This window comes from Paraburkholderia phymatum, from assembly GCF_038900715.1.
In the GTDB taxonomy this organism is placed as follows: Bacteria; Pseudomonadota; Gammaproteobacteria; order Burkholderiales; family Burkholderiaceae; genus Paraburkholderia; species Paraburkholderia phymatum_A.
This window is the reverse complement of record NZ_JAYMRZ010000002.1, coordinates 162141-188013: the sequence shown is the minus strand read 5'-3', so window position 1 is coordinate 188013 and position 25873 is coordinate 162141. Positions and strand designations below refer to the sequence as shown.

18 protein-coding genes and 2 pseudogenes are annotated in these 25873 nt (G+C 64.7%); 14 read left to right on the top strand and 6 right to left on the bottom strand.

The genetic code is table 11. The features are described from left to right. Positions 1-164: 164 nt before the first annotated feature. From VSR68_RS04165 to VSR68_RS04150, 4 genes and pseudogenes are all read left to right on the top strand, one after another. A pseudogene (locus VSR68_RS04165) lies at positions 165-365 on the top strand (aldehyde dehydrogenase); the annotation flags it as partial. 65 nt (positions 366-430) lie between these two features. Beyond that, the gene (locus VSR68_RS04160) at positions 431-1387 is read left to right on the top strand and encodes an NADP-dependent oxidoreductase (protein ID WP_342938581.1); all 957 of its coding nucleotides are present in this window, start codon (positions 431-433) and stop codon (positions 1385-1387) included. A 124-nt stretch (positions 1388-1511) separates the two neighbouring features. Next, positions 1512-3281, top strand: a complete 1770-nt coding sequence (locus VSR68_RS04155; protein WP_342938580.1) for a SulP family inorganic anion transporter — start codon at positions 1512-1514, stop codon at positions 3279-3281. A gap of 17 nt (positions 3282-3298) precedes the next feature. After that, the gene (locus VSR68_RS04150) at positions 3299-4621 is read left to right on the top strand and encodes an NRAMP family divalent metal transporter (protein ID WP_342938579.1); all 1323 of its coding nucleotides are present in this window, start codon (positions 3299-3301) and stop codon (positions 4619-4621) included. 31 nt (positions 4622-4652) lie between these two features. Here VSR68_RS04150 and VSR68_RS04145 read toward each other — a convergent pair whose 3' ends face one another. The 5 genes from VSR68_RS04145 to VSR68_RS04125 all read right to left on the bottom strand — a co-directional run bounded on the left by VSR68_RS04145 (position 4653) and on the right by VSR68_RS04125 (position 10153). Beyond that, positions 4653-5723, bottom strand: coding sequence for an SDR family oxidoreductase (locus VSR68_RS04145; protein WP_342938578.1), 1071 nt, complete (start codon positions 5721-5723; stop codon positions 4653-4655). Positions 5724-5725: 2 nt separating this feature from the next. Further along, entirely contained in the window at positions 5726-7369 is a 1644-nt protein-coding gene (locus VSR68_RS04140) for a GMC family oxidoreductase (RefSeq protein WP_342938577.1), read from the bottom strand. Further along, entirely contained in the window at positions 7359-7994 is a 636-nt protein-coding gene (locus VSR68_RS04135) for a gluconate 2-dehydrogenase subunit 3 family protein (RefSeq protein WP_342938576.1), read from the bottom strand. The genes VSR68_RS04140 and VSR68_RS04135 overlap by 11 nt, the downstream gene beginning before the upstream one ends. Continuing rightward, positions 7987-8943: a hypothetical protein gene (locus VSR68_RS04130; RefSeq protein WP_342938575.1), complete on the bottom strand. Its 957-nt coding sequence runs from the start codon at positions 8941-8943 to the stop codon at positions 7987-7989. The genes VSR68_RS04135 and VSR68_RS04130 overlap by 8 nt, the downstream gene beginning before the upstream one ends. A gap of 70 nt (positions 8944-9013) precedes the next feature. Then, the gene (locus tag VSR68_RS04125) at positions 9014-10153 is read right to left on the bottom strand and encodes an enolase C-terminal domain-like protein (RefSeq protein WP_342938574.1); all 1140 of its coding nucleotides are present in this window, start codon (positions 10151-10153) and stop codon (positions 9014-9016) included. Positions 10154-10326: 173 nt separating this feature from the next. Here VSR68_RS04125 and VSR68_RS04120 point away from each other — a divergent pair, with 173 nt between their 5' ends. The 9 genes from VSR68_RS04120 to VSR68_RS04080 all read left to right on the top strand — a co-directional run bounded on the left by VSR68_RS04120 (position 10327) and on the right by VSR68_RS04080 (position 23412). Then, positions 10327-12120, top strand: a complete 1794-nt coding sequence (locus tag VSR68_RS04120; RefSeq protein ID WP_342938573.1) for a thiamine pyrophosphate-requiring protein — start codon at positions 10327-10329, stop codon at positions 12118-12120. Between the two features lie 281 nt (positions 12121-12401). Continuing rightward, positions 12402-13475 carry a cytochrome c oxidase subunit II gene (gene coxB, locus VSR68_RS04115; protein ID WP_428983450.1) on the top strand — a complete coding sequence of 358 codons (1074 nt, stop codon included), beginning with the start codon at positions 12402-12404 and terminating at the stop codon, positions 13473-13475. 15 nt (positions 13476-13490) lie between these two features. Next, on the top strand, positions 13491-15494 hold the full coding sequence (gene ctaD, locus VSR68_RS04110; RefSeq protein ID WP_342938572.1) for a cytochrome c oxidase subunit I: 2004 nt from the start codon (positions 13491-13493) through the stop codon (positions 15492-15494). Between the two features lies 1 nt (position 15495). Continuing rightward, positions 15496-16152 (top strand): cytochrome c oxidase subunit 3, encoded by a 657-nt coding sequence (locus VSR68_RS04105; protein ID WP_342938571.1) that lies wholly within the window; start codon positions 15496-15498, stop codon positions 16150-16152. Next, positions 16149-16607 carry a hypothetical protein gene (locus VSR68_RS04100; RefSeq protein ID WP_342938570.1) on the top strand — a complete coding sequence of 153 codons (459 nt, stop codon included), beginning with the start codon at positions 16149-16151 and terminating at the stop codon, positions 16605-16607. Before VSR68_RS04105 ends, VSR68_RS04100 begins: the two co-directional genes overlap by 4 nt. Positions 16608-16612: 5 nt before the next feature. Further along, on the top strand, positions 16613-17986 hold the full coding sequence (locus tag VSR68_RS04095) for a c-type cytochrome (protein ID WP_428983449.1): 1374 nt from the start codon (positions 16613-16615) through the stop codon (positions 17984-17986). 193 nt (positions 17987-18179) lie between these two features. Beyond that, entirely contained in the window at positions 18180-19580 is a 1401-nt protein-coding gene (locus VSR68_RS04090) for a response regulator receiver protein (RefSeq protein WP_342938569.1), read from the top strand. 115 nt (positions 19581-19695) lie between these two features. Beyond that, positions 19696-20709, top strand: coding sequence for a helix-turn-helix domain-containing protein (locus VSR68_RS04085; RefSeq protein ID WP_342938568.1), 1014 nt, complete (start codon positions 19696-19698; stop codon positions 20707-20709). A gap of 210 nt (positions 20710-20919) precedes the next feature. After that, positions 20920-23412 carry a glycogen/starch/alpha-glucan phosphorylase gene (locus tag VSR68_RS04080; protein WP_342938567.1) on the top strand — a complete coding sequence of 831 codons (2493 nt, stop codon included), beginning with the start codon at positions 20920-20922 and terminating at the stop codon, positions 23410-23412. A gap of 23 nt (positions 23413-23435) precedes the next feature. Here VSR68_RS04080 and VSR68_RS04075 read toward each other — a convergent pair whose 3' ends face one another. Beyond that, a complete protein-coding gene (locus tag VSR68_RS04075; RefSeq protein ID WP_342938566.1) occupies positions 23436-24338 on the bottom strand; it encodes a DMT family transporter in 903 nt (300 codons plus the stop codon). 71 nt (positions 24339-24409) lie between these two features. On the opposite strand from VSR68_RS04075, the pseudogene VSR68_RS04070 reads away from it, so the two are divergent. After that, positions 24410-25642 (top strand): annotated as a pseudogene (locus tag VSR68_RS04070) (TRAP transporter large permease); the annotation flags it as partial. Between the last annotated feature and the right edge of the window lie 231 nt (positions 25643-25873).

Below are 25873 nucleotides of genomic sequence, written 5' to 3'. Positions count from 1 at the left end.
CCCCCCGCGCACGGCCCGATAGGAACAACGGATGCTCGAACAAACGGCGTAGCCATATTGCGCACGATGTGAATGGCGCGAAGCCAATCTTCGAGCTTCAAACTTCAACGGGAGTGTCGAATGAAAGCAGTCGTCTACGAGGGTCCCGGAGAAGTCGTCGTCAAGAAGGGCAGCACATGGCGACCGGCCAGGCGAACGTGAAGGCGTACAACCGCAAGCTGCGCGACCTGATCGCGGCGGGCAACGCGAAGCCATCGCAGATCGTTTCGCACGAGCTGCCGCTCGAGCAGGCGCCCGAAGGCTACAAGCACTACGACGAACGCTACGACGGATGGACGAAGGTGGTGCTCAAGGCTGCCGCCTGACGACCGCACGCTCGCGAGGCAACGTAGTCAAACAGAGAACCGCAGACATCGCAGGGAGAAGAACCATGTCCAATGTGCCCGACAACATGCGTGCGTATCGCGTCCGCCGCTTCGGCGGCCCCGAAGTGCTGGAACGCGAGCCGGTTCCCGTGCCGCAGCCCGGACGCGACGAGGTGCTCGTCAAGGTGCGTGCGGCGAGCGTCAATCCCGTCGATATCAAGACGCGCGAAGGCCGCTATCCGCTGATACGCGAGGACGCGTTGCCGTTCACGCCGGGCCGCGATTTCGCGGGCGTCGTCGCGCGCGTCGGCGATGGCGTCAGCGGATGGAAGCCGGGGCAGGAGGTGTATGCGTTCGTCGGCCAGGGCCAAGGCGCATTCGCCGACTACGTGCTCGTGAATCAGAGCGCGCTCGCGAGAAAGCCCAATACGCTCGACTTCCCATTGGCTTCCGCCGTTCCGCTTGCCGCGTTGACGGCGTGGCAGGGCCTCTACGAACACGGCATGCTCGAAGCCGAAGAGCGCGTGCTGATTCTCGCGGGCTCCGGCGGCGTCGGGCACTTCGCGGTCCAGTTCGCGCGGCTCACGAGCGCGAAGGTCTTCGCGACGGCGTCAGGGGACGGCGTCGAATTCGTCCGCTCGCTCGGCATCGATCACGTGATCGACTACAAGACGCAGAAGTTCGAGGATGCCGTCTGCGACGTGGATCTCGTGTACGACCTGGTCGGCGGGCAGACGCAGGAACGATCATGGAACGTGATACGCAAGGGCGGCCGCCTGGTGTCGACGCTCAACGAGCCGTCGCAGGTGAAGGCGGGCGAACGCGGCGCCGAGGCATTGCGCTACACCGCGCATCCCGATGGCAGGACGCTCGCGCGAATCGGCGAATTGATCGACGACGGGGCCGTGCGCGTGGTCGTTTCGGCGAAATATCCGTTCGATGAATTGAGCGCCGCGCTCGCGCATCTGCAGCGCGGACACATGCACGGAAAGATCGTGATTGATGCGACGATTGGCGGCTGATCGGCGGCTGACTGGCAGTTGATTGAGCCCCGACCAAAGCGCTCTATCGCTGCAATCCGTCTGGAATCGTTTTTGCTGGTTCAAACGCCAAGGTAGCAATCAGGGCGTGCGGAAACACACCGCAATGAACAGCAGAATCGACGATCGCCGTCACACGAAAAAAGCGGCGCATGCCGGGTCACGCGGTCCGATGCGTTGGATCAACGGACTCGCCGTTGCGCGCAGCTACGAGGCGCGCTGGCTGCTGCACGACATAGTGGCGGGCGTCACGCTGAGCGCGGTGCTCGTACCCGCAGGGATGGCCTACGCCGAAGCCGCCGGATTGCCGGCCGTCAATGGACTGTATGCATCGTTTGCGGCGCTGCTCGCGTATGCGGTGTTCGGCCCCAGCCGCATACTCGTGCTGGGTCCGGACTCGGCGCTCGTCGCGCTCATCGCGGCGAGCGTGATGCCGCTTGCCCACGGCGACGCGAATCACGCGCTCGCTGCCGCAGCCGCGCTCGCGATTCTCGCTGGCGTGGCCTGCATCGTCGTCGGCATGCTCAAGCTCGGCTTCGTCACCGAGCTGTTATCGCTGCCAATCCGCTATGGCTTTCTCGACGGCGTGATCTTCACGATCATCGTCGGACAGCTTCCCAAGCTGCTCGGCTTCAAGGGAAACGGCGAATCGTTCTTCGAGCAGATACGCGATCTGACGGGCGGCATTGCCGCGTCGAAAGTGAACGTGATGTCGCTCGCGCTAGGCGCCGCTGCGCTCGTGCTGATCCTCGTGCTCAAGCGGTTCTGGCCGAAGGCGCCGGCCGTGCTGATCGCGGTAGCGGGCGCGACGCTCGCCGTGATGCTGATGGATTCGGCGCAGCGTGCAGGCGTGGCCGTGGTCGGCACGATCGCTCATGGCTTGCCTGCGCCGCGTCCGCCGATGTTGCCGCTCGACGAATGGTGGCGTCTCGCGAGCAGCGCCGCCGCGATTGCGCTCGTATCATTCACCGACGTCAGCGTGCTGTCGCGCACCTATGAAGTGCGCAACGAGACGAAGGTCGATCGCAACCAGGAGTGCGTTGCGCTCGGCCTGTCGAACATCGCCGCCGGTTTGTTTCAGGGGTTTGCCGTGAGCGCCAGCGGCTCGCGTACGCCGGTCGCCGAGGCGGCCGGCGCAAAGACGCAATTGACGGGCGTCGTCGCGGCAGGTGTCGTGGCCGCGCTGCTCGTGTTCGCGCCGCGCGCGCTGAAGGACACACCGCAGTCCGCGCTGGCCGCTGTCGTGATCGCCGCGTGCCTCGGCATGATCGAATTTCGCGGCATGATCCGTCTGTACCGTCTGCGCATGAGCGAGTTCGTGCAGGCCATCGTGTGCTTCGTGGGGGTCGCGGTGCTCGGCGTCGTCAACGGCATTGCGCTCGCGCTACTGCTCGCCGTCCTGTCGTTTCTGTGGCGCGCGTGGCGTCCTTATGATGCGGTGCTCGGACGCATCGACGGCAGAAAGGGCTATCACGACGTGTCGCGCCATCCGGAAGCGCGGCGCATTCCGGGGCTCGTGCTGTTGCGCTGGGATGCGCCACTGTTCTTCGCGAATGCAGAAATTTTTCGCGAGCACGTGCAGCGCGCGATCGATGAATCGCCGAGCCAGGTGCGCTGGATCGTCATTGCCGCCGAGCCCGTCACCGATATCGATCTGACCGCCGCCGAAGTGCTCGAGACCTTGCACGCGGAACTCGCGGAACGGAACATCACGCTGTGCTTCGCGGAGATGAAGGGCCCCGTGAAGGACAGCCTCAAGCGCTACGCGATGTTCGACATGATCGGCGAGGATTATGTGTTTTCCACCGTCGGGGAAGCCGTCAACGGCTATCTGCAAACACACGACGTGAAGTGGCGCGACTGGGAGGACGCGTAGCACGCGTCGAATGGACGATGTCGACAACCACGCGACGCAAGCAGAACACGAACGGCCCCAATGAGACGCCCGCTGAGACGCCCGCCCGCTCGTGGGCGGCGGACCTGGGACCGGGGCTCGCGTCGATGGCGAGCGACAACGATCCCAGCGGCATCGCAACGTATTCGCTTGCGGGCGCGCAGTTCGGCTACGAGATGCTATGGCTGTGCGTGCTGTCCTATCCGTCGATGGTCGCGTTCCAACTGGTCGCGTCACGCATCGCGTCGCTGACGGGCAAGGGCCTGACGAGCAACATGCGCGAGCACTATCCGCGTATCTTTTTCTATCTCGCCGTCGCCCGCTTTCTGATCGCGAACATCTTCAACATCGCCGCCGACGCGGTCGCGATGGGCGTCGCGGCGAACTTCTTGTGGAACGGCTCCGTGCCCGTGTTCGCGGCATTATCGACGGTGCTTTCCATCGTGCTGCAATTCACGGTGCCGTACCCGCGCTACGCAAGATTCGTGAAGTGGCTGACGCTCGCGCTGTTCGCGTATGCCGGCGTGATGATCGTCACGCAGGTATCGTGGCACGGCGTATTGGCGGGATCTCTGGTGCCGCGTCTGCACTGGAGCGAACACTACTTCTCGATGCTGATGGCGGTACTCGGCACCACCATCAGTCCGTATCTGCTTTTTTCACAGGCGTCGCAACAGGTCGAGGAATTGCGGCTCGATCCCGAGCACAGGCAATCGGACGAGTGCAGGCGCAAGCTCGACGTGCAGTTTCGCAAAGTGCGCAAGGACACGCTGATCAGAACGGCGTTTTCGAACGCGGTCGGATTCGCGATCATGGCGGCGACGGCCGCGACGCTCTACGCGTATGGGCGCGACATGCAGCACATGCGGGACGCAGCGCGTGTGCTGGAGCCCGTCGCACACGGCTACGCGTCGCAGGTGCTCGCGCTGGCGCTCATCGGCACGGCGCTGATTGCGCTGCCTCCGCTCGCGGGTTCGGCGGCGCATGCGGCGGCCGGCGTGTTCGAGAAAGAGAACGAGGACAGTGGGCTCTCGAACCGTCGCGTCGCGTTCGTATTGATCGCCGTAATGCTGCTTGGCGGCGCGCTCGGCGTGTCGATGGTGTGCGCGCATGTCGAGCCGCTGCGCATCCTGTACTGGGGCGCGCTGGTCAACGGATCGACGGCGATGCCCGTGATGTTCATGCTCGTGTTGCTGAGCACGAAGCACTCGGCTGTCGGCGATCTGAGCGCGCATTGGGTTCTGCGGTGTCTGTGCTGGCTCGCGACCGTTTGCGCGGGCGCCTCGCTGGTCTCTTTGTTCGTGCTCGAATGGCTGGACTGACATCGAGCGATCACGCCGCCCGACGACACGATCACATCCGTCGCCGGACCACGCCGACACAGAGCGCGGCAATCGCAGCGGCGCCAAGCGCCGCGAGCCCACGATGCGTGTCGAGCCACAACGCCGCACTCGACGAAGACGCTTGCGCATCGAAGCGCCCTCGCACGCGATGCAGGCCGCTGACGGGCTCCCACAGATTCGACGGCTGCCCTTCGATGGCGATGCGTGCGTCCTGCTGCGCATCGACGCCATTGCGTCCGAGATAGCGGTCGAGCCAGCCCGGCACCCATCGGTTCGCGACAATCGCCTTGATCGACGACGCGCCGACCCACACTTCGCGGCGTCGATGGGTAGCGGCCCAGTAGATCGCGCGCGCCGCGACTTCCGGCTGAAAGATCGGCGCGACGGGCCGTGGCGCGTGCGGCATCCTGTTTTCTGCCCAGTCGAACTGCGGCGTGTTGAGCGCAGGCATCTGCACCATCGTCACATGAACGCGGCTCTTGCGATGATGCAGCTCGCAGCGCAGCGCGTCGGTGAATCCGCGTATCGCGTGCTTTGCGCCGCAGTACGCGGATTGCAGCGGGATCGATCGATAGGCGAGTGCGGAGCCGACCTGCACGATCACGCCATCGTCGCGCTGGATCATCCGTTTCAGCGCGGCCATCGTTCCCCACACGAAGCCGTGATACGTCACATCGGTGATGCGCGCGAAGTCCTCGTGCGGCAGCGCATCGACGGGCGCGAAGGCCGTGACCATCGCGTTGTTCACCCACACGTCGATGAGCCCGAGCCGCGCTTCGATCGAAGCGGCCGCCGCATCGACCGCATCGGCGTCGCTCACGTCCGCCTTGATCGACACGACGCGCACGCCGGCTGCGCGGATTTCCTGCGCGGTGTCGTGCAGCGCGTCGGCATCGCGCGCGATCAGCGCGACGTCGGCGCCGTGCCGCGCAAATTCGAGTGCGGCCGCGCGTCCCACGCCCGCCGTGGCGCCTGTTATCACGACCGTTCGTGGTTTGCGGATGCCGCCCACGATGAATCCCTCCTTGCTGTTCGACGTTGCCCGATGCGCATGCCTCGATGCGCATGCCTCGATGTTCATTCCTATAGCTCGCCGCGCGAAGCGAGCGCCTCGATCCTGTCGGCCGTGCGGCAGGCGATCGCCTGAATCGTCAGCGACGGGTTGACGCCGCCGACGGTCGGAAACACCGAGCCGTCGCAGATCCACAGATTCGGAATGTCCCAGCTGCGGCAGTCCGCATTGACGACGCTCGTGGCCGGATCGTCGCCCATGCGCGCCGTTCCGTTCAGATGGCACGTATCGTCGTGCTGCGCCCAGACGCGTTTCGCGCCTGCCGCTTCGAGCGCCTGCGTCATGAACCCGAGCGAATGCGAGATCAGCCGCCGGTCGTTGTCGCAGTAGCTCCACGTGACGCGCGCGATCGGCAGACCGTATTGGTCATTTTCGTCGGCGAGCGTGACGCGGTTGCGCTCCTGAGGCATCGTCTCGCCGACGATCTTGAGTCCCGCCTGATGGTTGTACATCTGCATCTCGTCGAGCAGCGGCTGTCCCCACAGGCCGCGGCCGATCTGCGTCTGCGCCCACACGACGGGCAGCGGCCCCTGGCTCATGTACGCATAGCCGCCGAAGAAGTCCTTGCCTTTGTCCGTATAGTTCCAGTGCTCGGTGATCGCGAGCGACGGCGGCCCCTTGTACCAGCGTATCTCGTCGTCCAGCACGCCCCACACGGCCTGATTCGACTGCACCATCAGATTCTTGCCGACAAGCCCCGAGCTGTTCGCGAGACCATCCGGATAACGGTCGTTGGCCGACATCAGCAGCAGACGCGGCGTTTCGATCGCATACCCGGCCACGACGACATGACGCGCGCGCTGAAACTGCCATCGGCCTTCGCGCAGATATTCGACGCCCGTTGCGCGTCCCGCCGGATTCACGTCGATGCGGCCGACCATCGCGAGGTCGCGAATCTCGGCACCCGCATGGACGGCGCGCGGAATCCACGTGACGAGCGCGCTCTGTTTCGCATTCGTCGCGCAGCCCGCTACGCAGAAGCCGCGATAGACGCACGGATGCGCCTTGCCGCGCGGCGCGGAAATCGTCGCGAGCGGCGTCGGGCTCCAGCCGATGCCGAGTGCGTCCGCGCCGCGCGCGAGCACCAGCGCAGCCGCATTCATTTCATGCGCGCGATACGGATAACGCGGCCGCTTCGGTCCCCACGGATAACGCACCGGTCCGGAAATCTTCAGCGCATCTTCGACGTACGTGTAGTAGCGCCACATCTCGCGCCAGTCGAGCGGCCAGTCCGCGCCGTAGCCGAGCAGCGAGCGCGAGCGGAACCATTCGGGCCTGAATCGCAGCGACACCATCGCGAAGTGAACCGTGCTTCCGCCAATGGCCTTGCCGCTATTGTTCGCTCCGAGCACGAGCGGATCGTCGCCGTCGACGATCCGCTCGTCGGTCCAGTACAGCTTCGACTGATGCGTTTCGTCGGAGGCGAATTCTTCGAGCGGTCTCCACCACGCGCCCGCGTCGAGCGCGACCACCTTGAAGCCTTTTTCCGCGAGCCGGCAGGCCAGCGTGCCGCCGCCCGCGCCCGTGCCGACGATCGCGAAATCGACTTCCTCATGCAGCGGATACTCGCGCATCGGCAGCCATCCGCCAGGCGTGAAGACATCCGGTGCGCGGCCTTGCTTGCCGCGCGGATCGCGAAGCGCATCATCGAGCACGCTGTCTCTCCTCGGGCGGCACTTCCTTGCCCTCCCACGGATCGCTTCGATTGAAGTTCATGCGCACATAGCCGCGCGGATTCGCAGGCCCGCCGAATCCGATCGCGCTCCACGCCGACGGATGCGAATAGTAGGTCGTGCAGATATCGTGCAGCACGCGCTGCGTGAAAAACAGCTTCGACGACATGTTGCGCCACGCGCCGCCCGTCAGCGTTCCATGCTCCATCGACTGAACGAGTCCGATGCGCGCGCGTTCGTCGAGATCGGCGAAGGCGGCGCCGTGTCGATGAACGCTCTCGTCGTCGAGTGCCGCGAGACCTGTTCGCCATGCTTCCTGCAACGCAGGCAGACCGGCACGGCGATAGCCGTCGCTCTTGCCCATCGCGATCTTGCGATCGACGAGCGCGGCGAGCGGCACAAATGCCCGGTTCTCGGGCTGCGGGACGATGATCGCGCACAGCGCGCGCAGCGCGCGCCACTGCTCGCGATTGCACCACGCGGGCTCGTCGGCCGTCGCGATGCGATCGCCGATGACTGCGCGCGACGCGTCGTCCCACGATGGCGTGTCGCGTTTGTCGAGCACGTCATAGCCGGTGTAATCGGGTAGAGGCGTGGCGTCATTCATTTTCTGTCTCCCTCATGCGCAACGCGGCGAGTCCTGCCAACGCGAGCGCGGTGAAGCTGGGCGGCGCGGGCAAGGGCGGCCCGCCCAGAATGTTCTGCGACCAGTTGCGCCAGCCGCCCTGGCTGCGCGCGATACCGCGTGCATGGAACAGCGTGCCCACCACACCGAGCGCTGCCGTCGCGCGCAACCAGATTCGCGTGAGCCAGTGCTGCCGTGGCGCGGATAGCGCGGCGTTCGCGAGCATCGCAGCGGCGAGCGGCGGCACCGTGACGGGCGCGTACATCGCGCGGTGCTGGAACGCGCCGCGAAAATGCAGCAGGCCGACTTCGGCAACCGTGCCCGCCAATCCGATACTGGCCGCGAGCGCGAGCGCCTTGCCGGCCGGCATGCCGAACAGACGCGGATCGACGGCGGGTTCGTTGCGCAAGCGCTCGCCGACCGCTCCGAGCGCGCCGGACAGCAACAGCGACATCGGCGCGCCGAGCGGAGCGCCATAGAACAGGTTGTGCCAGCTAAAGCCGCCCGGCCGCTTCGTGACGTTGTAGAGATGAAATGCCGTCCCGGCGACGCCTGCCACCGCTGCCGTGACATACGCCGCGTGGCGGATCGAATGCGCGGCCTCAGTGCGGTCCGCGCCGCCGTGCAGTCCGGCGATCAGCGCGCAGGTCGCGGACACGAGCGGCGTATACATGGCCGGGTTGTCGAACGATCCGCGATAGTGCTCGACCGCGCTGTCGGCGAGCGCGGAAAAAGCGAGCAACGCGGAACCGTGATTGAAACCGCGCGCGGCATCGATATGAATGCGCGATGTCGTGCCCGATGCACGAGCCGGTGCGAGACGAACACGGGCACGTTGCCGCTCGGACGCGCCATTCGTTTTCGTTGCGAGCGCGGCGGCACCTGAGGCTGCGCAGAGCGCGCCGAGCACAAATAACGCAGTTCTTGTCATCGTGATCAAATCGTTTGCATATCAGCCGCTCGATGCGTCAGCGTAGGTTCGATGCGTGGGTTCGGTTCTTTCAAGGCGCGCTGGTCACAAAGCGGCGAGCGTCCTGGCGCTTGAATTCGAGACCGCAGCCCGGCCGTGAGAGATCGGGCGCGATGCTTCCGTCCGCAACACGCGGTGCGCCATCGAACAGCATCGACTCGATGCGCGCGTGATCGTGAAACCACTCCTGATGCTCGAGTCCGGGCACGGCGGCCGCGACGTGCAGGTGCAAGGCCGGCGCGCAGTGAGCCGACAGCGGCACATGAAAAGCCGCCGCAACGTAAGCGGCTTCGATGAAGCCCGTGATCCCGCCGCAACGGCTCGCATCGGCCTGGAGCACGTCGACGGCATTCTGTTCGAGCATTCGCCGGAAATAGTCGAGCGTATAGCCGTACTCGCCTGCCGCAATGTCCATTCCGGGCGGAGCGCTGCAACGGATTGCGTTGAGGCCCGCGAGATCATCCGAACTGACGGGCTCCTCGAACCATTGCACATGTTGTTCGGCGAAACGCGCGGCAAACCCCAGCGCAGTCTTTCTGTCATACGCGCCGTTCGCATCGACGAACAACCCTGCGTCATTGCCGATCGCGTCGCGCGCACATCGCACGCGCGCGGGATCGCGCTCCGGCTCGCTGCCGATCTTGATCTTCACCCATCGGCATCCGTCGTCATGCACCCAGCGCGTCAACTGCTCGCGCATCTGCGCATCGGTATAAGTCGTGAAGCCTCCGCTTCCATAGACGGGCACGCGGTCGCGCGCCTGGCCCAGCAGATTCGCGAGAGGAACGTTCAGGCGCTTCGCGTGCAGGTCCCATAGCGCGCAGTCCAATGCGGAGATCGCGGTGGCCGCAATGCCTTCGCGACCGAGGTTGCGCACGCGGCGCTGCATCCGAAGCCACAAGCGCCGAACTTGCGACGCCTCTTCGCCGGTCAGCACATCGGCGAGTGCATGCCGTATCAGCGTTGCCGTGCACGCGTCGCTATACGTGTAGCCCAGGCCTATGACGCCAGCCGCTTCGACTTCGGCGACCACGAGTGTCGTCGAGTTCCATTCGAACGTTCCGTCTGCCTCGGGCGCATCCGTCGAAATCGTGTAGGCGTCTGCCGTGATTCTCGTGATGGGCGCCGCGGCGTAACGATCCGTCGTTGCAGAAGAAGCGGCTTCGTTCATGGTGTGCATCCGTGACGGGCGACTGTGGCAGGCCGTGTTGCGCTACTCACCGGCGAGCAATGGATGTGCCTTACAGCGGGGTTTCGCGCGATGGGGCGCGCGTCTTGCTGTCCCGACAGACGGCGCAGTGTCCGCACAAGGGCACGCACAACTTCTCTTCCGCGGAGGCTTTCATGGCAAAGACAGTAGGCGACTTCATCGTCGACAGGCTGCATCAATGGGGCGTAAGACGCATGTACGGCTATCCGGGCGATGGCATCAACGGTGTCTTCGGCGCGCTGAATCGGGCGGAAGGGAAGATCGAATTCGTGCAGGCGCGGCACGAGGAAATGGCCGCGTTCATGGCGAGCGCGCACGCGAAGTTCACCGGCGAGCTGGGCGTCTGCATCGCGACGTCGGGGCCGGGCGCCGCACACCTGATCACCGGCCTCTACGACGCACGGATGGACCACATGCCCGTGCTCGCGATCGTCGGCCAGCAGGCGCGCGCCGCGCTGGGCTCGCACTATCAGCAGGAAGTCGACATTGCGGCGATGTTCAAGGACGTCGCCGGTTCATACGTGCAGCAGGCGAGCGTGCCCGCGCAGGTGCGGCACATGATCGATCGCGCGGTGCGCATTGCGTTGTCGGAGCGGCGCGTGACGGCGCTCGTCTTGCCGAACGATTTGCAGGACCTCGAATTCGAGCCGCCCGCGCGCAAGCACGGCACTGCGCATTCGGGCGTCGGCTATTCGCGGCCGAGAGTCGTGCCCGCGCAAGACGATCTGCAACGCGCCGCCGATGTGCTGAATGCAGGCCACAAGGTCGCGATTCTGGTCGGCGCCGGTGCGTTGAATGCAACGGATGAAGTGATCGCGGTGGCGGACCGGCTCGGCGCGGGCGTCGCGAAAGCGCTGCTCGGCAAGGCCGCGTTGCCGGACGATCTGCCGTGGGTAACGGGATCGATCGGCCTGCTCGGCACGAAGCCCAGCTACGAGCTGATGACGTCATGCGACACGCTGCTGATGATCGGGTCGGGCTTTCCGTACTCGGAATTTCTGCCGAAGGAAGGCGATGCGCGCGGCGTGCAGATCGACATCAAGGCCGACATGCTGAGCTTGCGGTATCCGATGGAAGTGAACCTCGTCGGCGACAGCGCGGAGACGTTGCGCGCGCTGTTGCCGCTGCTGAAAGAGAAGGACAGTCACGTATGGCGCTCGCGTATCGAGCGCTGGACTTCGCGCTGGTGGGAGACGCTCGACGAGCGCGCGCATCAGCCATCGAGCAAGGGTGTGAATCCGCAGCGCGCGTTCACCGAACTGTCGCCGCGCCTGCCCGACAACGTCATTCTTACCAGCGACTCCGGCTCGTGTGCAAACTGGTACGCACGCGATCTGAAGATTCGCCGCGGGATGATGGCGTCGTTGTCGGGCGGGCTCGCGTCGATGGGCGCCGCCGTTCCGTATGCGATCGCCGCGAAGTTCGCGTATCCGGGCCGCCCCGTGATCGCGATGGTCGGCGACGGCGCGATGCAGATGAACAACATGGCCGAGCTGATCACCGTCGCGAAGTACTGGAAGCAGTGGGCCGATCCGCGCTGGATCTGTATGGTGCTGAACAACGAAGACCTGAATCAGGTGACGTGGGAGCAGCGCGTGATGGAAGGCGATCCGAAGTTCAACGCGTCGCAGGAAATTCCCAACGTGCCTTATCACCGCTTTGCGGAACTGCTCGGCTTGACGGGCCTTTACGTCGACGATGCCGAGCAGTTGTCCGACGCGTGGGAAACCGCGCTGGCCGCGAAGCGCCCCGTCGTGCTGGAAGTGAAGTCGGACCCGGAAGTGCCGCCATTGCCGCCTCACGTGACGATGGCGCAGGCGCGCGCGTTCGCGCGGACGTTGATGGAAGGCGATCCGAAAGAAGGCAGCGTGATTGCGAACACCGCGCGTCAGGTGCTCGGCTCGGTGATTCCAGGCGGGAAGGACTAGCGGACGTTCGTGCGTGATGCGCTTACATGCGAAGAACCACGCCTGACATCCCGTGTAAAGGTCACAGTGTGATGTAAATCGTACGCGTATTGCAGGCTGGCGTTTGCCGGCATGTTTGCGCGTGCGCGGCGCGGCGTTTGCGGCGGCTTGATGATTGCGGAAGCTGCGTAACGTGGCCGTGGGGACCATGTGCGGACCGTGCGGACCGTGCCCGTTTCTTGCTGAGCAAGTACGGGCGCGCCACGTCGCGGTATGCAGGCATCGAAAGGGGGAGTAGGCGGATGCAACGGAGGCCGGAAGACGCGCGTCGCGGCGGCACAGGCGTGTGGACTCGCGCGCCCGCGGCCGCCGCGATTGCGTCGATGGCTGGCTTGATGGCTGCACATACCGATGCACAGGGCGCGCCCCTCGATTACTTCCTGCACGCAGGCGGTCCCGCCGCCGGGCCGACGATGCGCCTCGGCTGGGCGCTCGCCGCGCTCTCGATGAGCGTGGTCCTGATCGTCGCGCTGCTGCTCGCGATTGCGATTGCGCGCCGCCGTGATGCACGCGCCGCGAACGCGCTTGAACAAGGGGAAAAGGGCGCGCTTCGCTGGGTGTACATCGGCACGGGCATTTCGTCCGTGCTGCTGGTGGTTGCGCTCGCCTATACGCTCGTCGCGCTCGATTCGGTAGCGGCGCCACCGCGTGCGCCTTCGCTGACGCTGACGGTCACGGCATACGACTGGTGGTGGAAAGTCGACTACAGCGACACGGACGGCGGGCCCGCATTCGTCACGGCGAACGAAATCCATATCCCGGTTGGCGAGCCCGTGAAGATCGTGCTGAAGAGCGCCGACGTGGTTCACGCGTTCTGGGTGCCGCAGCTCGCGGGCAAGACGCAGACCATTCCGGGGCAGATCAACGAGCAATGGATTCAGGCCGAAGCAGCGGGCGTGTATCGCGGGCAATGCTCGCAGTTTTGCGGCGCGCAGCATGCGCATATGGCGTTCGAGGTCATTGCGCAGGAGCGTGCCGATTTCGATGCATGGCGCCGCGAGCAAGCCAAGCCCGCGACGCCCGTCGCCGCTTCGGCCGATGCGCTGACATCGCACGGCAAACAGCTCTTCGACGCGCGCTGCGCCGGTTGCCACACGGTGCGCGGCACGGACGCGAACGGCGCGCAGGCGCCCGATCTCACGCATCTGAATGCGCGCAGGCTGATCGCGGCGGGCGCATTAACGAACACGCGCGAGCATCAGCTCGACTGGATTCGCCACGCTCAGCGGATCAAGCCCGATTCGCTGATGCCCAGCATCGCGCTGACGACGAGCGAGACAGCGGCCCTCTCCGCATATCTCGCGACCTTGCATTGACGGGAACAGACACGGATGGCCGACACCACGACTCCTTCTTCGACTTCCTCGCGCGAGCCGCTCGAGCGCACGTTGCGGCGCGGCGTCGTCGCGCGTGGCAGCGCAGCCGAGAAGGCGCTTCGCGAACTGTGGGAGACGCCGCCGGGCTGGCGCGGCTGGCTGTCGACGGTCGATCACAAGCGCATCGGCATTCGCTATCTCGTCACGGCCTTCGTGTTCCTGATCGCGGGCGGCGTCGAGGCGCTCATCATGCGCGTGCAGCTCGCGCAGCCGAACGGCACGGTGCTCACGCCGGAGCAATACAACCAGCTCTTCACGATGCACGGCGTGACGATGATCTTCCTGTACGCGCTGCCCGTGCTGTCCGGTTTCTCGAACTATCTGTGGCCGCTGATACTCGGCGCGCGCGACATGGCGTTTCCGCGCCTCAACGCGTTTTCGTACTGGATCTTTCTGTTCGCAGCGATCTTTCTGTATGCGAGCTTTCCGCTCGGCGAAGCGCCCAACGCCGGCTGGTTCAACTATGTGCCGCTGTCCGGCCTCGAATACGACACGGGGCCGAACATCGATGTCTACGCGCTCGGCATGGTGCTGCTCGGCATTTCGACGACCGTCGGCGCGGTGAACTTCGTCGTGACGCTGCTGCGCATGCGCGCGTCGGGCATGTCGCTCGATCGCATCCCCGTGCTCGTGTGGGGCACGATGACGGCGTCGTGCGGCAATCTGCTCGCGGTGCCGTCGGTGAGCCTCGCGTTTTTGCTGCTGTGGATGGACCGGCGCATCGGCACGCATTTCTTCGACGTGGCGAACGGCGGGCGCGCGCTGTTGTGGCAACACCTGTTCTGGATCTTCGCGCATCCGTGGGTATATGTCGTCGTGCTGCCCGCGATGGGCATCGTCTCCGATGCATTGCCTGTGTTCTGCCGCCGGCCGCTGGTGGGCTATGGGCCCGTCGCGTTGTCGACGGTCGCGACGATGCTGATCGGCTTCGTCGTCTGGATTCACCATATGTTCGCGACGGGCTTGCCGGCGCTCGCGCTGTCGCTGTTCGGCGCGGCGAGCATGGCGATTGCCGTGCCGAGCGCGATCGCGACCTTCGCGTGGATCGCAACGATCTGGACGGGGAGACCCGTGTTCCGCGTGCCGTTCTATTACTTCGCGGGCTTCGTGCTGCTGTTCGTGATCGGCGGCGTGTCGGGCGTGATGACGGCGGCCGTGCCTTTCGACTGGCAACTGACGGATACCTACTTCGTCGTCGCGCATCTGCATTACGTGCTGCTCGGCATCAACGTGTTCCCGGTGATCGGCGGCGTGTACTTCTGGTTTCCGAAGTTCACGGGACGCATGATGAGCGAGCGTGTTGGAAAATTTGCCTTCTGGGTGATGTTCATAGGCTTCAACGTGGCGTTCTTTCCGATGCATCTCGCGGGACTGCTCGGCATGCCGCGCCGCATTTATACATACGCGCCGGACATGGGCTGGAGCACGGTGAACCTGATTACGTCGGTGGGCTCGTTCGTGCTCGCGCTCGGCATTCTGATCTTCCTGTGCGATCTGCTGTACAGCTTGCGGCATGGCGCCGTCGCGGGCGACAACCCGTGGGACGCCGGCACGCTCGAATGGACGACGACTTCGCCGCCGCCTCCGTACAACTTCGCCGTCGCGCCGACGGTCGCGAGCCGGCATCCGTTATGGGAAGGGCGCATCGAAGAGGAGGAGCAGAACGGTTCGCGCTCGTCGCTCGAAGAAGGCTTCATTCTCGATCGAGGCCGCGAAGCGCTCGGCACGACGGCGCTCGAAGCGCGGCCGGATGTGATCCTGAAGATGCCGGAAGATTCGTACACGCCTTTCGTGTTGAGCGTGTTCGCGACGCTGCTTTTCGCGGGGCTTGCGCTGCTCGCGTGGTGGCTCGTGGCGGCGATGCTGGTGGGCTGCGCGGCGTCGATCGTCGTGTGGCTGTGGCCCGAGCGCAGCCTGATCCAGCGCGAGCCGCAGCGCGTGCGCGACGCAGGGAGCTGACATGAGCGACGCGTTGCACAACGGCACGGTGCACGACGATACCTCTCGCCGCGACGCCTATGGACGCGAGGTCAGCTTGCCCGTCGGGAGCGCGGGCGAACGCTCGGGCGGCTGGTTCGGGTGTCTCGCGCTGATCGTCACGGAAGGCTCGTTGTTCGGCTATCTGATCTTTTCGTACCTTTATCTCGCGTCGCAAAGCGGCCGCATGTGGCCGCCCGAAGGCTTGCCGAAGCTCGGCCTCGGCGGCGTGAACACGGCGATCCTGCTGACGAGCAGCGTCTTCGTGTGGCTATGCGAGCGCTGCGTGAAGCGTCGGCGCATCCATTGGGCCGTCGCGTCGATGAGCACCGCGCTTGTGCTGGGCGTGACGTTCGTCGGCATTCAGATCAAGGAATGGCAGAACCATCCTTACGGGATGACCGCGCACCTGTATGGCTCGCTGTACTTCACGATCACCGGCTTTCACATGGCGCACGTCATCGTCGGGCTGGTGGTGCTGGCGTTGCTGCTGCTATGGACGGCGCGCGGCTACTTCGATGAAAAGCGCTGCCTCGCGCTGACGATAGGCGGCCTGTACTGGCACTTCGTCGATCTCGTGTGGCTCTTCATCTTCACGACGATCTATCTGTCGCCGTATGTGCTGAGGGAGCGCGCATGAGCGACGACCGCACGCAAACGCGGCAGCGGCGCGAAGAGCCGGCGACGCGCATCGACATTCCGCGCTTTCACTCGGGGCGCCTGTTGACGGCCGCGCTCGCGACGCCGCTCGCATGGTTCGCGCAGATGTTCATCGGCGAAGTGCTGACGGCGCAGGCGTGCGCGCTATCCGATCCGCTGCGTCCCGTGTCGCCGCCGACATGGGTGACGACAGCGCTGGTCGCGCTGAGCGTAGCGTGCCTGATCGTGGGCGTTGCGGGTGTGATCGTCGCGTGGCGCGCCGTCGTGTTCACGCGCGGCAGGCGCGGGCACGCACTCGACGGACGCGCGCGCCGGGTCGCGGAACTCGAATGGTTTCTCGCGCGGGTGAGCGCGCTGTCGAGCGCGATGTTCATGTTCGGGCTGATCACGACGGCTGTTGCCGTGGTGGTTGTGTCGCCGTGCGGGCAGTGGTGACGATCATGAGCAGACGTGTCGTTCTAGGTATCGGCATCAGCGTAGGTATCGGCATCGCGGCGATCGCGGCTGCGGCTTTTATCGCGTCAGGCGCGATGCCGGAGCGTGCCGACGCGCAGATATCGATGGTGCCCATCGACTCCACCGACCCGAAACTGATTGCGAAAGGCGAATACCTCGCGAAAGCCGCCGATTGTGCGGGCTGCCACACGGCGCCGCCGGGCGGACCTTCGGGCAAGCAACCGTTGCATCCGTCGGCGCCTTTTGCAGGTGGCCTGGGGATGGGCTCGCCGTTCGGCACGATCTGGTCGTCGAACATCACGCCCGATCCCGTCGCGGGAATCGGGCGCTACAGCTACGACGATTTTGCGCGCGCCGTGCGCGAGGGCGTTGCGCCCGGCAACCGGCGGCTCTATCCGGCGATGCCGTATCCGTCGTTTGCGAAGATCAACGATGACGACATGCACGCGCTTTACGCGTATTTCATGCACGGCGTGGCGCCCGTATCGAAGGCCGCGCCGCACACGCGCTTGCCGTTTCCGTTCAATCTGCGCTGGGCGCTGATGTTCTGGAGCTTTGCGTTTGCACCCGATGATGTATTCGTGCCGCAATCGTCGCGCAGCCCGCAATGGAATCGCGGCGCGTATCTTGTGCAATCGCTCGGGCATTGCGGCGCATGTCACACGCCGCGCGGACCCGCTTACGAAGAGCGCGGCTACAGCGAGCACTCGCGGCTCTATCTGACGGGCGGCACGAACGATCACTGGTTCGCGCCGAACCTCACAGGCGACACGGGCTCGGGCCTCGGACGCTTTTCCGAGGAGGACATCGCCGCATTCCTGCGACGCGGGCATGGCGGCGGTCTCGTCACGTTCGGCAGCATGATCCAGGTCGTCGAGGACAGCACGCAGTATCTGACTGACGACGATCTGCACGCGATCGCGCGCTATCTGAAGAGCTTGCCCGCGCAAGCGCCGTCCGGTCATTTCGACGACCAGTCGCGCGCTGCGCTGCGGACCGTGCGCGCGCTGAAAACGGGCGATGTCGAATTGCCCGGCGCGGGCATCTATCAGGGTTTTTGCGCGCGCTGTCACAAGGCGGATGGGATGGGCGAGCCGCTCAAGTATCCGCGGCTCGCGGGCAACCCTGCTGTATTGAGCGAGCACGCCGATTCGCTCGTGCGCCTGCTGGTCGAAGGCGGCGAGGCGCCGCATACGCAATCGGGACCGGACCCGAAGAAAATGCCGTCGTTCGCGGGCAAGCTGACCGATACGGAGATGGCGCGCGTGCTGACCTTCGTGCGCAACACATGGGGCAACGATGCGGCCCCTGTCACGACACGCGAGGTAGCGCGCATCCGTCAGGAAATAGGCAAGTGACGCTGAAGCGCGCGAGTCGAACGGTTGCATGCGCGAGCGTCACGCCGAAGTCGCATGTGTTGTACGTAAGAATCAATCTTCGGACATGGCGACGGTCTTAATAAAGTAATCCGTAGCGACTAGTCTTTGGAAACGAGACGTGCGAGATGGCGAGTGCTATCCCGCGCGTCGATGCGGTCTGCTGGAGGCGACCATGCTTGACACCGCTGTTTTTAGCAACGGTTTTCGGTCCACCTCCACGCAGACGAAACAGCGTTCGCCACGTATGGCGTGCTCCCATTCCAGCGTCGTACCCTATGCGCTCGTTTACGTCGACACGGACAGTGTTGGCAGTCCCAACAGCACGAGCGTCGATCCGTTCGCCTATCTCCAACAGTCCATCACGCTCAACCGGAGCCTGCTCGCCGCCGGCTTGCCGCGATTGACCGTCGCGACCAACGTGGCGGACAGGGTCAAGCACTATCTTGCTGATGTCGCCGGGGACTGGCGTCCCGATGTGTTGCAGCTCAAACCGTCGACACTCGAGTTGCCGAAGGTCACGCGGTTCTATGGCACGCATTTCAAGCTCGACTTGCTGGAGCAGGCAGCCGCTACGTTGCACGAAGGCCAGCTGCTGATGCTGCTCGATACCGACATGCTCGCGCTTCGAGGCGTGAGCGCTGAACTGCTGCTGCGTTGCCGCGCGACGGGCGTGGGCGCGTATGACATCTCCGATCAGGAGTTCTCCGCACATGGCGAGAGCCGCGTCATCGCCGATCTGGAGACGGTCGCGGGCAAGCGGCTCGCCAACCCGCGATGGTTCGGCGGCGAGGCGCTGCTGGCATCGGCGGCGTTCATCGACAAGCTCGTGCCTCGCGCGCGGATATGTTTCGAACGGTACAGGTCCTCGATCGACCGGTTGAACCATCACGGCGACGAAGCGTTCGTCTCTGCGGCACTGAACTTGCTTGCTGAAGAAGGGCAACAGATCGTCGATGTCGGCGCGCACCGGCTGGTGGGACGGCACTGGTCCGGCAACACGCATCGCGATCTGCGCTGGTACAAGGGATGTGTGTTGGTGCATCTGCCTGACAGCAAGCGGCTGCTCGAACGTCAGTCGCGCCGCGCGACGTTCAGCGCAGCGCGTATCTGGCGAAGGATCGTGCTGGCGCACGCGTTCAACCGGATGCTATGGCCGCTCAGGCAGTGGCGTCGCGCACGCGCGCGTCAGCGGCAGATGCCCGTCAATCGCGCTGCGAGAGTCGATGTGCTGATCCTCGATCCCGATGCCAGCCGGTTGTCGGCGCTGGCTTCGCGGCTGACTTCGCGTGGCGTCGTCGTGATGCCGGCCCTCACGATGGAAGAAGCACGCGATGCCGCGCGGCGGCTCGATCCGCGCGTCATCGTTACGTCGAGTCCGTTCGTTGGTGCCGACGATGGCGATGTATCGGACGCGGTCACGCGCAGCGCGGCCGGCGCGGGCCGTCCCGTGATGATCGCGTTTTCGGCCGACGATGCGCGCGTCGACTGGACGCAATGGGACGGCTGGTTTCCACGCTCCGCCGATCCCGGCGAAGTGGTCGAAGCGGTGATGGAAGCGCTCGGCCGACGGTAGCGCACGGACGCGCATCGTCGCCGTGCGTTCGCGGAATTGCGAAAACGTATGAAGAAGTTCGTCTTTTCAATCGATGCATGCCGACGCACGTCGCGATGAATCAGCTGGAGGAATCATGTTTGTGGCCGAGAACGGGCGTCAACGCGCCGACGAATACAGAGGCAGTGTTTCGAGCTTGCAACGGATCGCGTTCGTGCTGACGGATGCGTGCGACCTTCTAGGCGTGGCCGTCGTCGCCGAAGCGCTCGATTGCGCGAGCGAACTGGCGGGCGCTCAACATGCGTGCAGGTACGGGATGCAGTTTCTGTCCGCGAATGGCGGCCTCGTGAAGTGCCATCGCTCGCTTGTCGTGTCGACGGGCAAATTGGGCGATACGATCGGGACGCGATTCGCGTGCGTGTTCGTCGCCGCAGGTCCGAATGCGGACGAGGTGTGCAACGGGCTCTCGCATGCAGCGTGGCTGCAACGGGTCAGGGCGGCCGGCACGCCCGTGCGTTTCCTTGCGGCCGATACCGTGAACGACACTCCGTATGTATCGGAGCGCGATCGCGTCGCGCAAGGCTTGCAGGCCAAAGTGCGATTATCCGGCGCGATCAAGGCGGTCTTCGAGATCATTCGCGACGATATCGGCGAGACGATTGCGCGCGAGGCCTTGCATCGCACGGTCTGCGTACAGGTCGACACGTTGCTGTCATCGATCGATGCGGGCATGAGCACGGCCGACAAGGTGCACGCCGCAGGCCGATGGCTCAAGAACAACTGCCACCGTCCCGTCAGCGTCGCCGATGCCGCGCAAGCGTGCGCGATGAGCCAGCGCACGTTGCTGCGCTACTTTCAGGCATGTCTGGGGACATCGCCATCGGAATACCTGCAACGGGCGAGGCTCGATCTGGCCTGCGTGCTGCTGGCCGAAACCTCGCTGCCCGCCGACAAGATCGCGCGACGCGTCGGTCTGACCGACGGCGGCAGGCTCGGCAAGCTGTTTCGCCGTTGTATCGGGAAGTCGCCGACCGAATATCGCGCGTTGCAGCGTGCCAGAACGAACGGTCTGCAGACAATTCACGCGAACGAGCGGCCACGCGAGGTTCAGGCGGACATGGAGGATTCGACGCAATGCGCCGCCGCGTGATCTTCGTTCGTTCATCGACATCCGTAGCGTTGCCCACCCGATAATCGTCAGAGGAAAGCCTGCGCGGTTCGGTTCATCGAGCTTGCAATCCTTGCGCCGTAACATATGCTGCCGTTGAGGTTCGTTCGGCCGAGGCGCGGCTCGCGCCCGGTATGACGAACGGGCGCGACAGCGTCACGCGTTTGACGCGGCGAATCGGGAGGAAGCATCGTGACCACCAATCCGGCATCAGGCGTACCCCCGAGCGCCGGATCGGCGCGCACCGGGCTCGACGTCGATGCGCTGCGGCGCGGCGTGCTCGACAATCTGATCTGCCTGCAGGCCCGTCCTCCCAGCATCGCTACGCCGTATGACTGGTTCATGGCGCTGTCGTACAGCGTGCGCGACCGGATGCTGGCGCGCTGGGCCGCGACGATCCAGCACTACGTCGTACGCGAGCTGCGGGTCGCGTGCTATCTCTCTGCTGAATTCCTGATCGGCCCGCAGCTCGGCAACAATCTGCTGAACCTCGGCATCGAGGACAACGCGCGCGCTGTCATGCAGTCGCTCGGCCAGGACCTCGATGCGCTGCTCGCACTGGAGGAAGAGCCGGGACTCGGCAATGGCGGGCTCGGCAGGCTCGCCGCCTGTTATCTGGACTCGCTGGCGACGCTCGAAATACCGGCTGTCGGCTACGGCATCCGCTACGAGTTCGGCATCTTCGATCAGGAGATACGCGACGGCTGCCAGGTGGAAGTCACCGACAAATGGCTGCAAAAAGGCAACCCGTGGGAGATCGTGCGCCCGAGCGTGTGCTACTACGCCGGTTTCGGCGGGCATACGGAACAGTGGACCGACGAGCAAGGCCGCTTCCGCGTGCGCTGGCTGCCGGCTCGGATGGTCAAGGGCGTGGCCTGCGATACGCCGATGCTGGGCTATCGCGCGAACATGTGCAACACGCTGCGCCTGTGGAAAAGCGAGGCCATCGAGTCATTCGACCTGGAGGACTTCAACGCAGGCGATTACTACCAGGCCGTGGAGGAAAAGGTCATTTCGGAGACGCTGTCGAAGGTGCTCTATCCGAACGACGAGCCCGAAGCCGGCAAGCGGCTGCGTCTCGCGCAGCAGTACTTCTTCGTCTCCTGTTCGCTGCAGGACATGTTGCGCATTCTCGACCTGAAGGGCGTGCCCGTCTCGCGTTTCGCCGAGATGTTCGCGGTTCAGCTGAACGACACGCATCCGTCCATTGCCGTCGCCGAGCTGATGCGCCTGCTCGTCGACATACGGCTTCTTCCCTGGGACGAAGCGTGGGACATCACGTGCCGCACGCTCGCCTATACCAACCACACGCTGTTGCCCGAAGCGCTCGAAACGTGGGGCTTGCGGCTCTTCGGCAGGTTGCTGCCGCGTCCGCTCGAAATCATCTACGAGATCAATCGCCGGTTCCTCGACGGACTGCGGCGAAAGTATCCGGGCGACGAGGCGCGCATCGCGCGCATGTCGCTGATCGACGAGAGCGGCGAGAAGAGAATCCGAATGGCGTACCTGTCGACGATCGGCAGTCATGCCGTCAACGGCGTCGCGGCGCTGCATTCGACGCTGCTCAGGCAGACCGTGCTGCACGATTTCGCGGAGCTGTGGCCCGAACGTTTTGACAACGTCACCAACGGCGTCACGCCGCGCCGCTTCCTGCTGCTGAGCAATCCGGGCCTTGCGAGGCTGCTCGATGCAACCGTCGGCGATGGCTGGGTCACGGATCTCACGCAGCTTCGCAAGCTCGAAGCGTATGCCGACGATCGCGCGTTCCAGGAAAAATGGCGTGCCGTCAAGCATGTGAACAAGCGCATTCTCGCGGGCCAGATCCGCCATGTGACGAATATCGACGTGGACCCGGATGCGCTGTTCGACATCCAGGTGAAGCGCATCCACGAGTACAAGCGACAGCATCTGAACGCGCTCTACATCGTCGCGCTTTACCAGCGCCTGCGGCGCAACGTGGAGCAGGGCACGGTGCCGCGCTGCTTCGTGTTCGGCGGAAAGGCCGCGCCGGGATACGCGATGGCGAAGCTGATGATCCGGCTGATTACGGGCATCGCTGAAGTCGTGAACAACGATCCCGCGATGCACGGCAGGCTGAAGGTCGTGTTCTTTCCGGATTTCAACGTGAAGAACGCGCAGTTCATCTATCCCGCCGCCGACCTGTCCGAGCAGATTTCGACTGCGGGCAAGGAAGCGTCGGGCACAGGCAACATGAAGTTCATGATGAACGGCGCGATCACGATAGGCACGCTGGACGGCGCGAACGTCGAGATCCGCGAAGAAGCCGGCGACGAGAACTTCTTCCTCTTTGGCCTGACGGTCGCGCAGGTGGAGCGCGTCAGGCGCGAAGGCTATCGTCCTTCCGTGCATGTCGAAAGCAATGCAGAGTTGCGCGAGGTCCTGGACCTGATCGCAGGCGGACAATTCTCGCGCGGCGATCAGCAGGTGTTTCGCCCGCTCGTCGACAATCTGCTGCACGTGGACCCGTTCCTCGTGCTCGCCGATTACGCCGATTACGTTGCGTGCCAGGAGCGCGTGAGCGCTGCATGGCTGGACCCGGCACGCTGGACCCGCATGTCGATACTCAACACGGCGCGCTCGGGGAAGTTCTCATCGGATCGCGCGATCGCCGAGTACTGCGAGCGGATCTGGAAGATCGCTCCTGTGAAAATTTCGCTGGATTGACCGTTGAACGCGGGGCACGCGCGTCATCGCGACTGCGAAGTTGCAATCGCAACGCCCACCACCGCAACACCCATTGCCCACCACGCGGACGTCGGCAGCGTTTCGCCGAGGAACGCGTAGCTCATCAGCGCCGCGGCGGGCGGCACGAAAAAGAACAGCGCGGCCACTTTCGATACCTTGCCCGCGCGTGTCATCGCGAGCAGCAGACTGATGGCGATCAGTGAATTGCACAGCACGAGATACGCCATGACGGCCGTGAAGGTTCCCGTCCACTGCACGTGGCCATGCTCGAACAGCATGGCCATCGGTGCGCAACACACGAGGCCCACCGCGTACTGCACGAGATTCGCCATCAGCGGATCGTTCGATGCGGCCGTGCGCTTTTCATAGAGCATTGCGCCCGTGATGCCGAGCAGCGCACCGATTGCGAGCAGCACGGGGCCCAGCGAATCCACCTGGACGCGGCTGCGCGCGACGATGACGCCCGCCGCGCCCGCGAGGCCGAGTATCAGTCCCGTCCAGCGTCGTGCGCCGACGCGCTCGCCGACCAGCTTCGGCGCGAGCACGCCGACGAGTATCGGTTGCAGCGAGACGATCAGCGCGACCACCGATGTCTCGATGCCCGCCGTCATCGACAGATAGCTCAGCCCGAAGTACAGCACCTGCACGAGAAAGCCGACGACGATCAGATGCTTCCACGCATGCAGCCCGCGCGGCCACACAGGCCGGCGGACCGCGCATATGACGACGAGCACGCTGACGCTCAACGCAAAGCGGATTGCAAGAAAGGTGAGGGGCGACGCGTAGCGCAGGCCGATCCGCGCAATCGGAAAACCGGCGGACCACAACAGCAGAAAAATCACGGGACCCGCGACCGTCAACCAGCGTTGCCCGTCGGCTGTCACTGCGTTCGACGCCTGTTCCATTTCCGTCCTTATTCGTTGTGAAGTCACGGTGGGTGATTGCAACGCACAATCGCCGCGTTGACAAGCGTTGTGTGTTCTCCGGCGTGCCGATTGCGTTCTCGTTCGCGCTCGCGTCGTTCGGCTATCTGTCGATCGCGACGCAGTTGCCGTTGCTGGTGATGGCGAGCCGGATGGACCAGGGCATGTCGCAGATCGTGCTGCTGGCCGTGCCCCTGTTCGTGATCCTCGGCATGCTGATGGAAATGACGGGCATGGCGAAGGCGCTCGTTGCCTTTCTTGCGAATGTGCTCGGCCACGTGCCGGGCGGACTCTCGTATGTGCTGGTGGGCGCGATGTACCTCGTGTCGGGTATCTCCGGTTCCAAGTCTGCCGATATGGCGGCGCTCGCGCCCGTGCTGTATCCCGAGATGCGGGCGCGCGGCACGAAGCCCGGCGAGTTCGTCGCGCTGCTGTCGGCGACGGCCGCGCAGACGGAGACGATTCCGCCGAGTCTCGTGCTGATCATTCTCGGCTCCGTGACGAGCGTATCGATTGGCGCGCTGTTTACGGGCGGCGGGTTGCTGCCGGGGCTCGTCGTCGGGCTGATGCTGTGCGTGCTGGTCTGGTGGCGGCATCGTCACATCGACGACAGCGCGGCCGAAGCGCGCCCTCGCGCGCGCGACGTGCTGCGCAGCTTCTGGATCGCGTTGCCCGCGCTCGCGTTGCCGTTCGTCATCCGGCTTGCCGTTGTCGAAGGCGTCGCGACGGCGACCGAGGTCTCGACGATCGGCATCGTCTACGCGATCCTTGCGGGCCTGCTGATTTATCGCCGCTTCGACGTGCGGCGCATCTGGCCGATTCTGGTCGGGACGGCTGCGTTGTCGGGCGCGATCCTGCTGATCATCGGCGCGGCGACCAGCATGGCCTGGTGCCTCACGCAGTCGGGCTTCTCGGATGCGCTGGCCGACATCTTCGCGCAACTGCCGGGCGGCAAGATCACATTCGTCGTCGCGTGGATCGTGCTGTTCGTCGTGCTTGGCAGTCTGCTCGAAGGCATTCCCGCCATCGTCCTGTTCGGGCCTTTGCTGTTTCCGATCGCGGAGACGGTGGGCGTACATCCCGTGCATTACGCGATGATCGCGATCCTCGCGATGGGCATGGGGCTGTTCGCGCCGCCATTCGGCGTCGGGTATTACACCGCTTGCGCGATCAACCGCATCAACCCGGAAGAGGGCATGCGGCCGATCGTGGCGTATATGGTGGCGCTCGGCGTGGGACTGGTGCTCGTTGCCGCCATCCCATGGATCTCGATCGGTTTTCTGTAGGCGCTGCATCTTCATCTGGCGCGAGTTCGGCGCCGCTTCGACTATCGGCGCAAAGGCCTCGGGCCATTGCGTCGTAAGGTCCCCCAGGCGACTCCTGCCCATGAAGCAGGCACGGTTCGGTCAGGAGCCGCCTCATCAAAGCATCCCTCCCCAGGCACCTGTTAAGTGCGTAGCGCGACGGCGCCCGTGCGTTCGTCCGCAACGGCGCCCGTTCGCGTACTTCCCGTGACA

Coding starts and splice junctions, on each gene's coding strand:
- VSR68_RS04085 (WP_342938568.1), top strand. CDS start 19,696: ATGTTTGTGGCCGAGAACGGGCGTCAACGCGCCGACGAATACAGAGGC.
- VSR68_RS04155 (WP_342938580.1), top strand. CDS start 1,512: ATGAACAGCAGAATCGACGATCGCCGTCACACGAAAAAAGCGGCGCAT.
- VSR68_RS04095 (WP_428983449.1), top strand. CDS start 16,613: ATGAGCAGACGTGTCGTTCTAGGTATCGGCATCAGCGTAGGTATCGGC.
- ctaD (WP_342938572.1), top strand. CDS start 13,491: ATGGCCGACACCACGACTCCTTCTTCGACTTCCTCGCGCGAGCCGCTC.
- VSR68_RS04090 (WP_342938569.1), top strand. CDS start 18,180: ATGCTTGACACCGCTGTTTTTAGCAACGGTTTTCGGTCCACCTCCACG.
- VSR68_RS04135 (WP_342938576.1), bottom strand. CDS start 7,994: ATGAATGACGCCACGCCTCTACCCGATTACACCGGCTATGACGTGCTC.
- VSR68_RS04145 (WP_342938578.1), bottom strand. CDS start 5,723: ATGAACATCGAGGCATGCGCATCGAGGCATGCGCATCGGGCAACGTCG.
- VSR68_RS04150 (WP_342938579.1), top strand. CDS start 3,299: ATGTCGACAACCACGCGACGCAAGCAGAACACGAACGGCCCCAATGAG.
- VSR68_RS04130 (WP_342938575.1), bottom strand. CDS start 8,943: ATGACAAGAACTGCGTTATTTGTGCTCGGCGCGCTCTGCGCAGCCTCA.
- VSR68_RS04100 (WP_342938570.1), top strand. CDS start 16,149: ATGAGCGACGACCGCACGCAAACGCGGCAGCGGCGCGAAGAGCCGGCG.
- VSR68_RS04120 (WP_342938573.1), top strand. CDS start 10,327: ATGGCAAAGACAGTAGGCGACTTCATCGTCGACAGGCTGCATCAATGG.
- coxB (WP_428983450.1), top strand. CDS start 12,402: ATGCAACGGAGGCCGGAAGACGCGCGTCGCGGCGGCACAGGCGTGTGG.
- VSR68_RS04105 (WP_342938571.1), top strand. CDS start 15,496: ATGAGCGACGCGTTGCACAACGGCACGGTGCACGACGATACCTCTCGC.
- VSR68_RS04125 (WP_342938574.1), bottom strand. CDS start 10,153: ATGAACGAAGCCGCTTCTTCTGCAACGACGGATCGTTACGCCGCGGCG.
- VSR68_RS04160 (WP_342938581.1), top strand. CDS start 431: ATGTCCAATGTGCCCGACAACATGCGTGCGTATCGCGTCCGCCGCTTC.
- VSR68_RS04075 (WP_342938566.1), bottom strand. CDS start 24,338: ATGGAACAGGCGTCGAACGCAGTGACAGCCGACGGGCAACGCTGGTTG.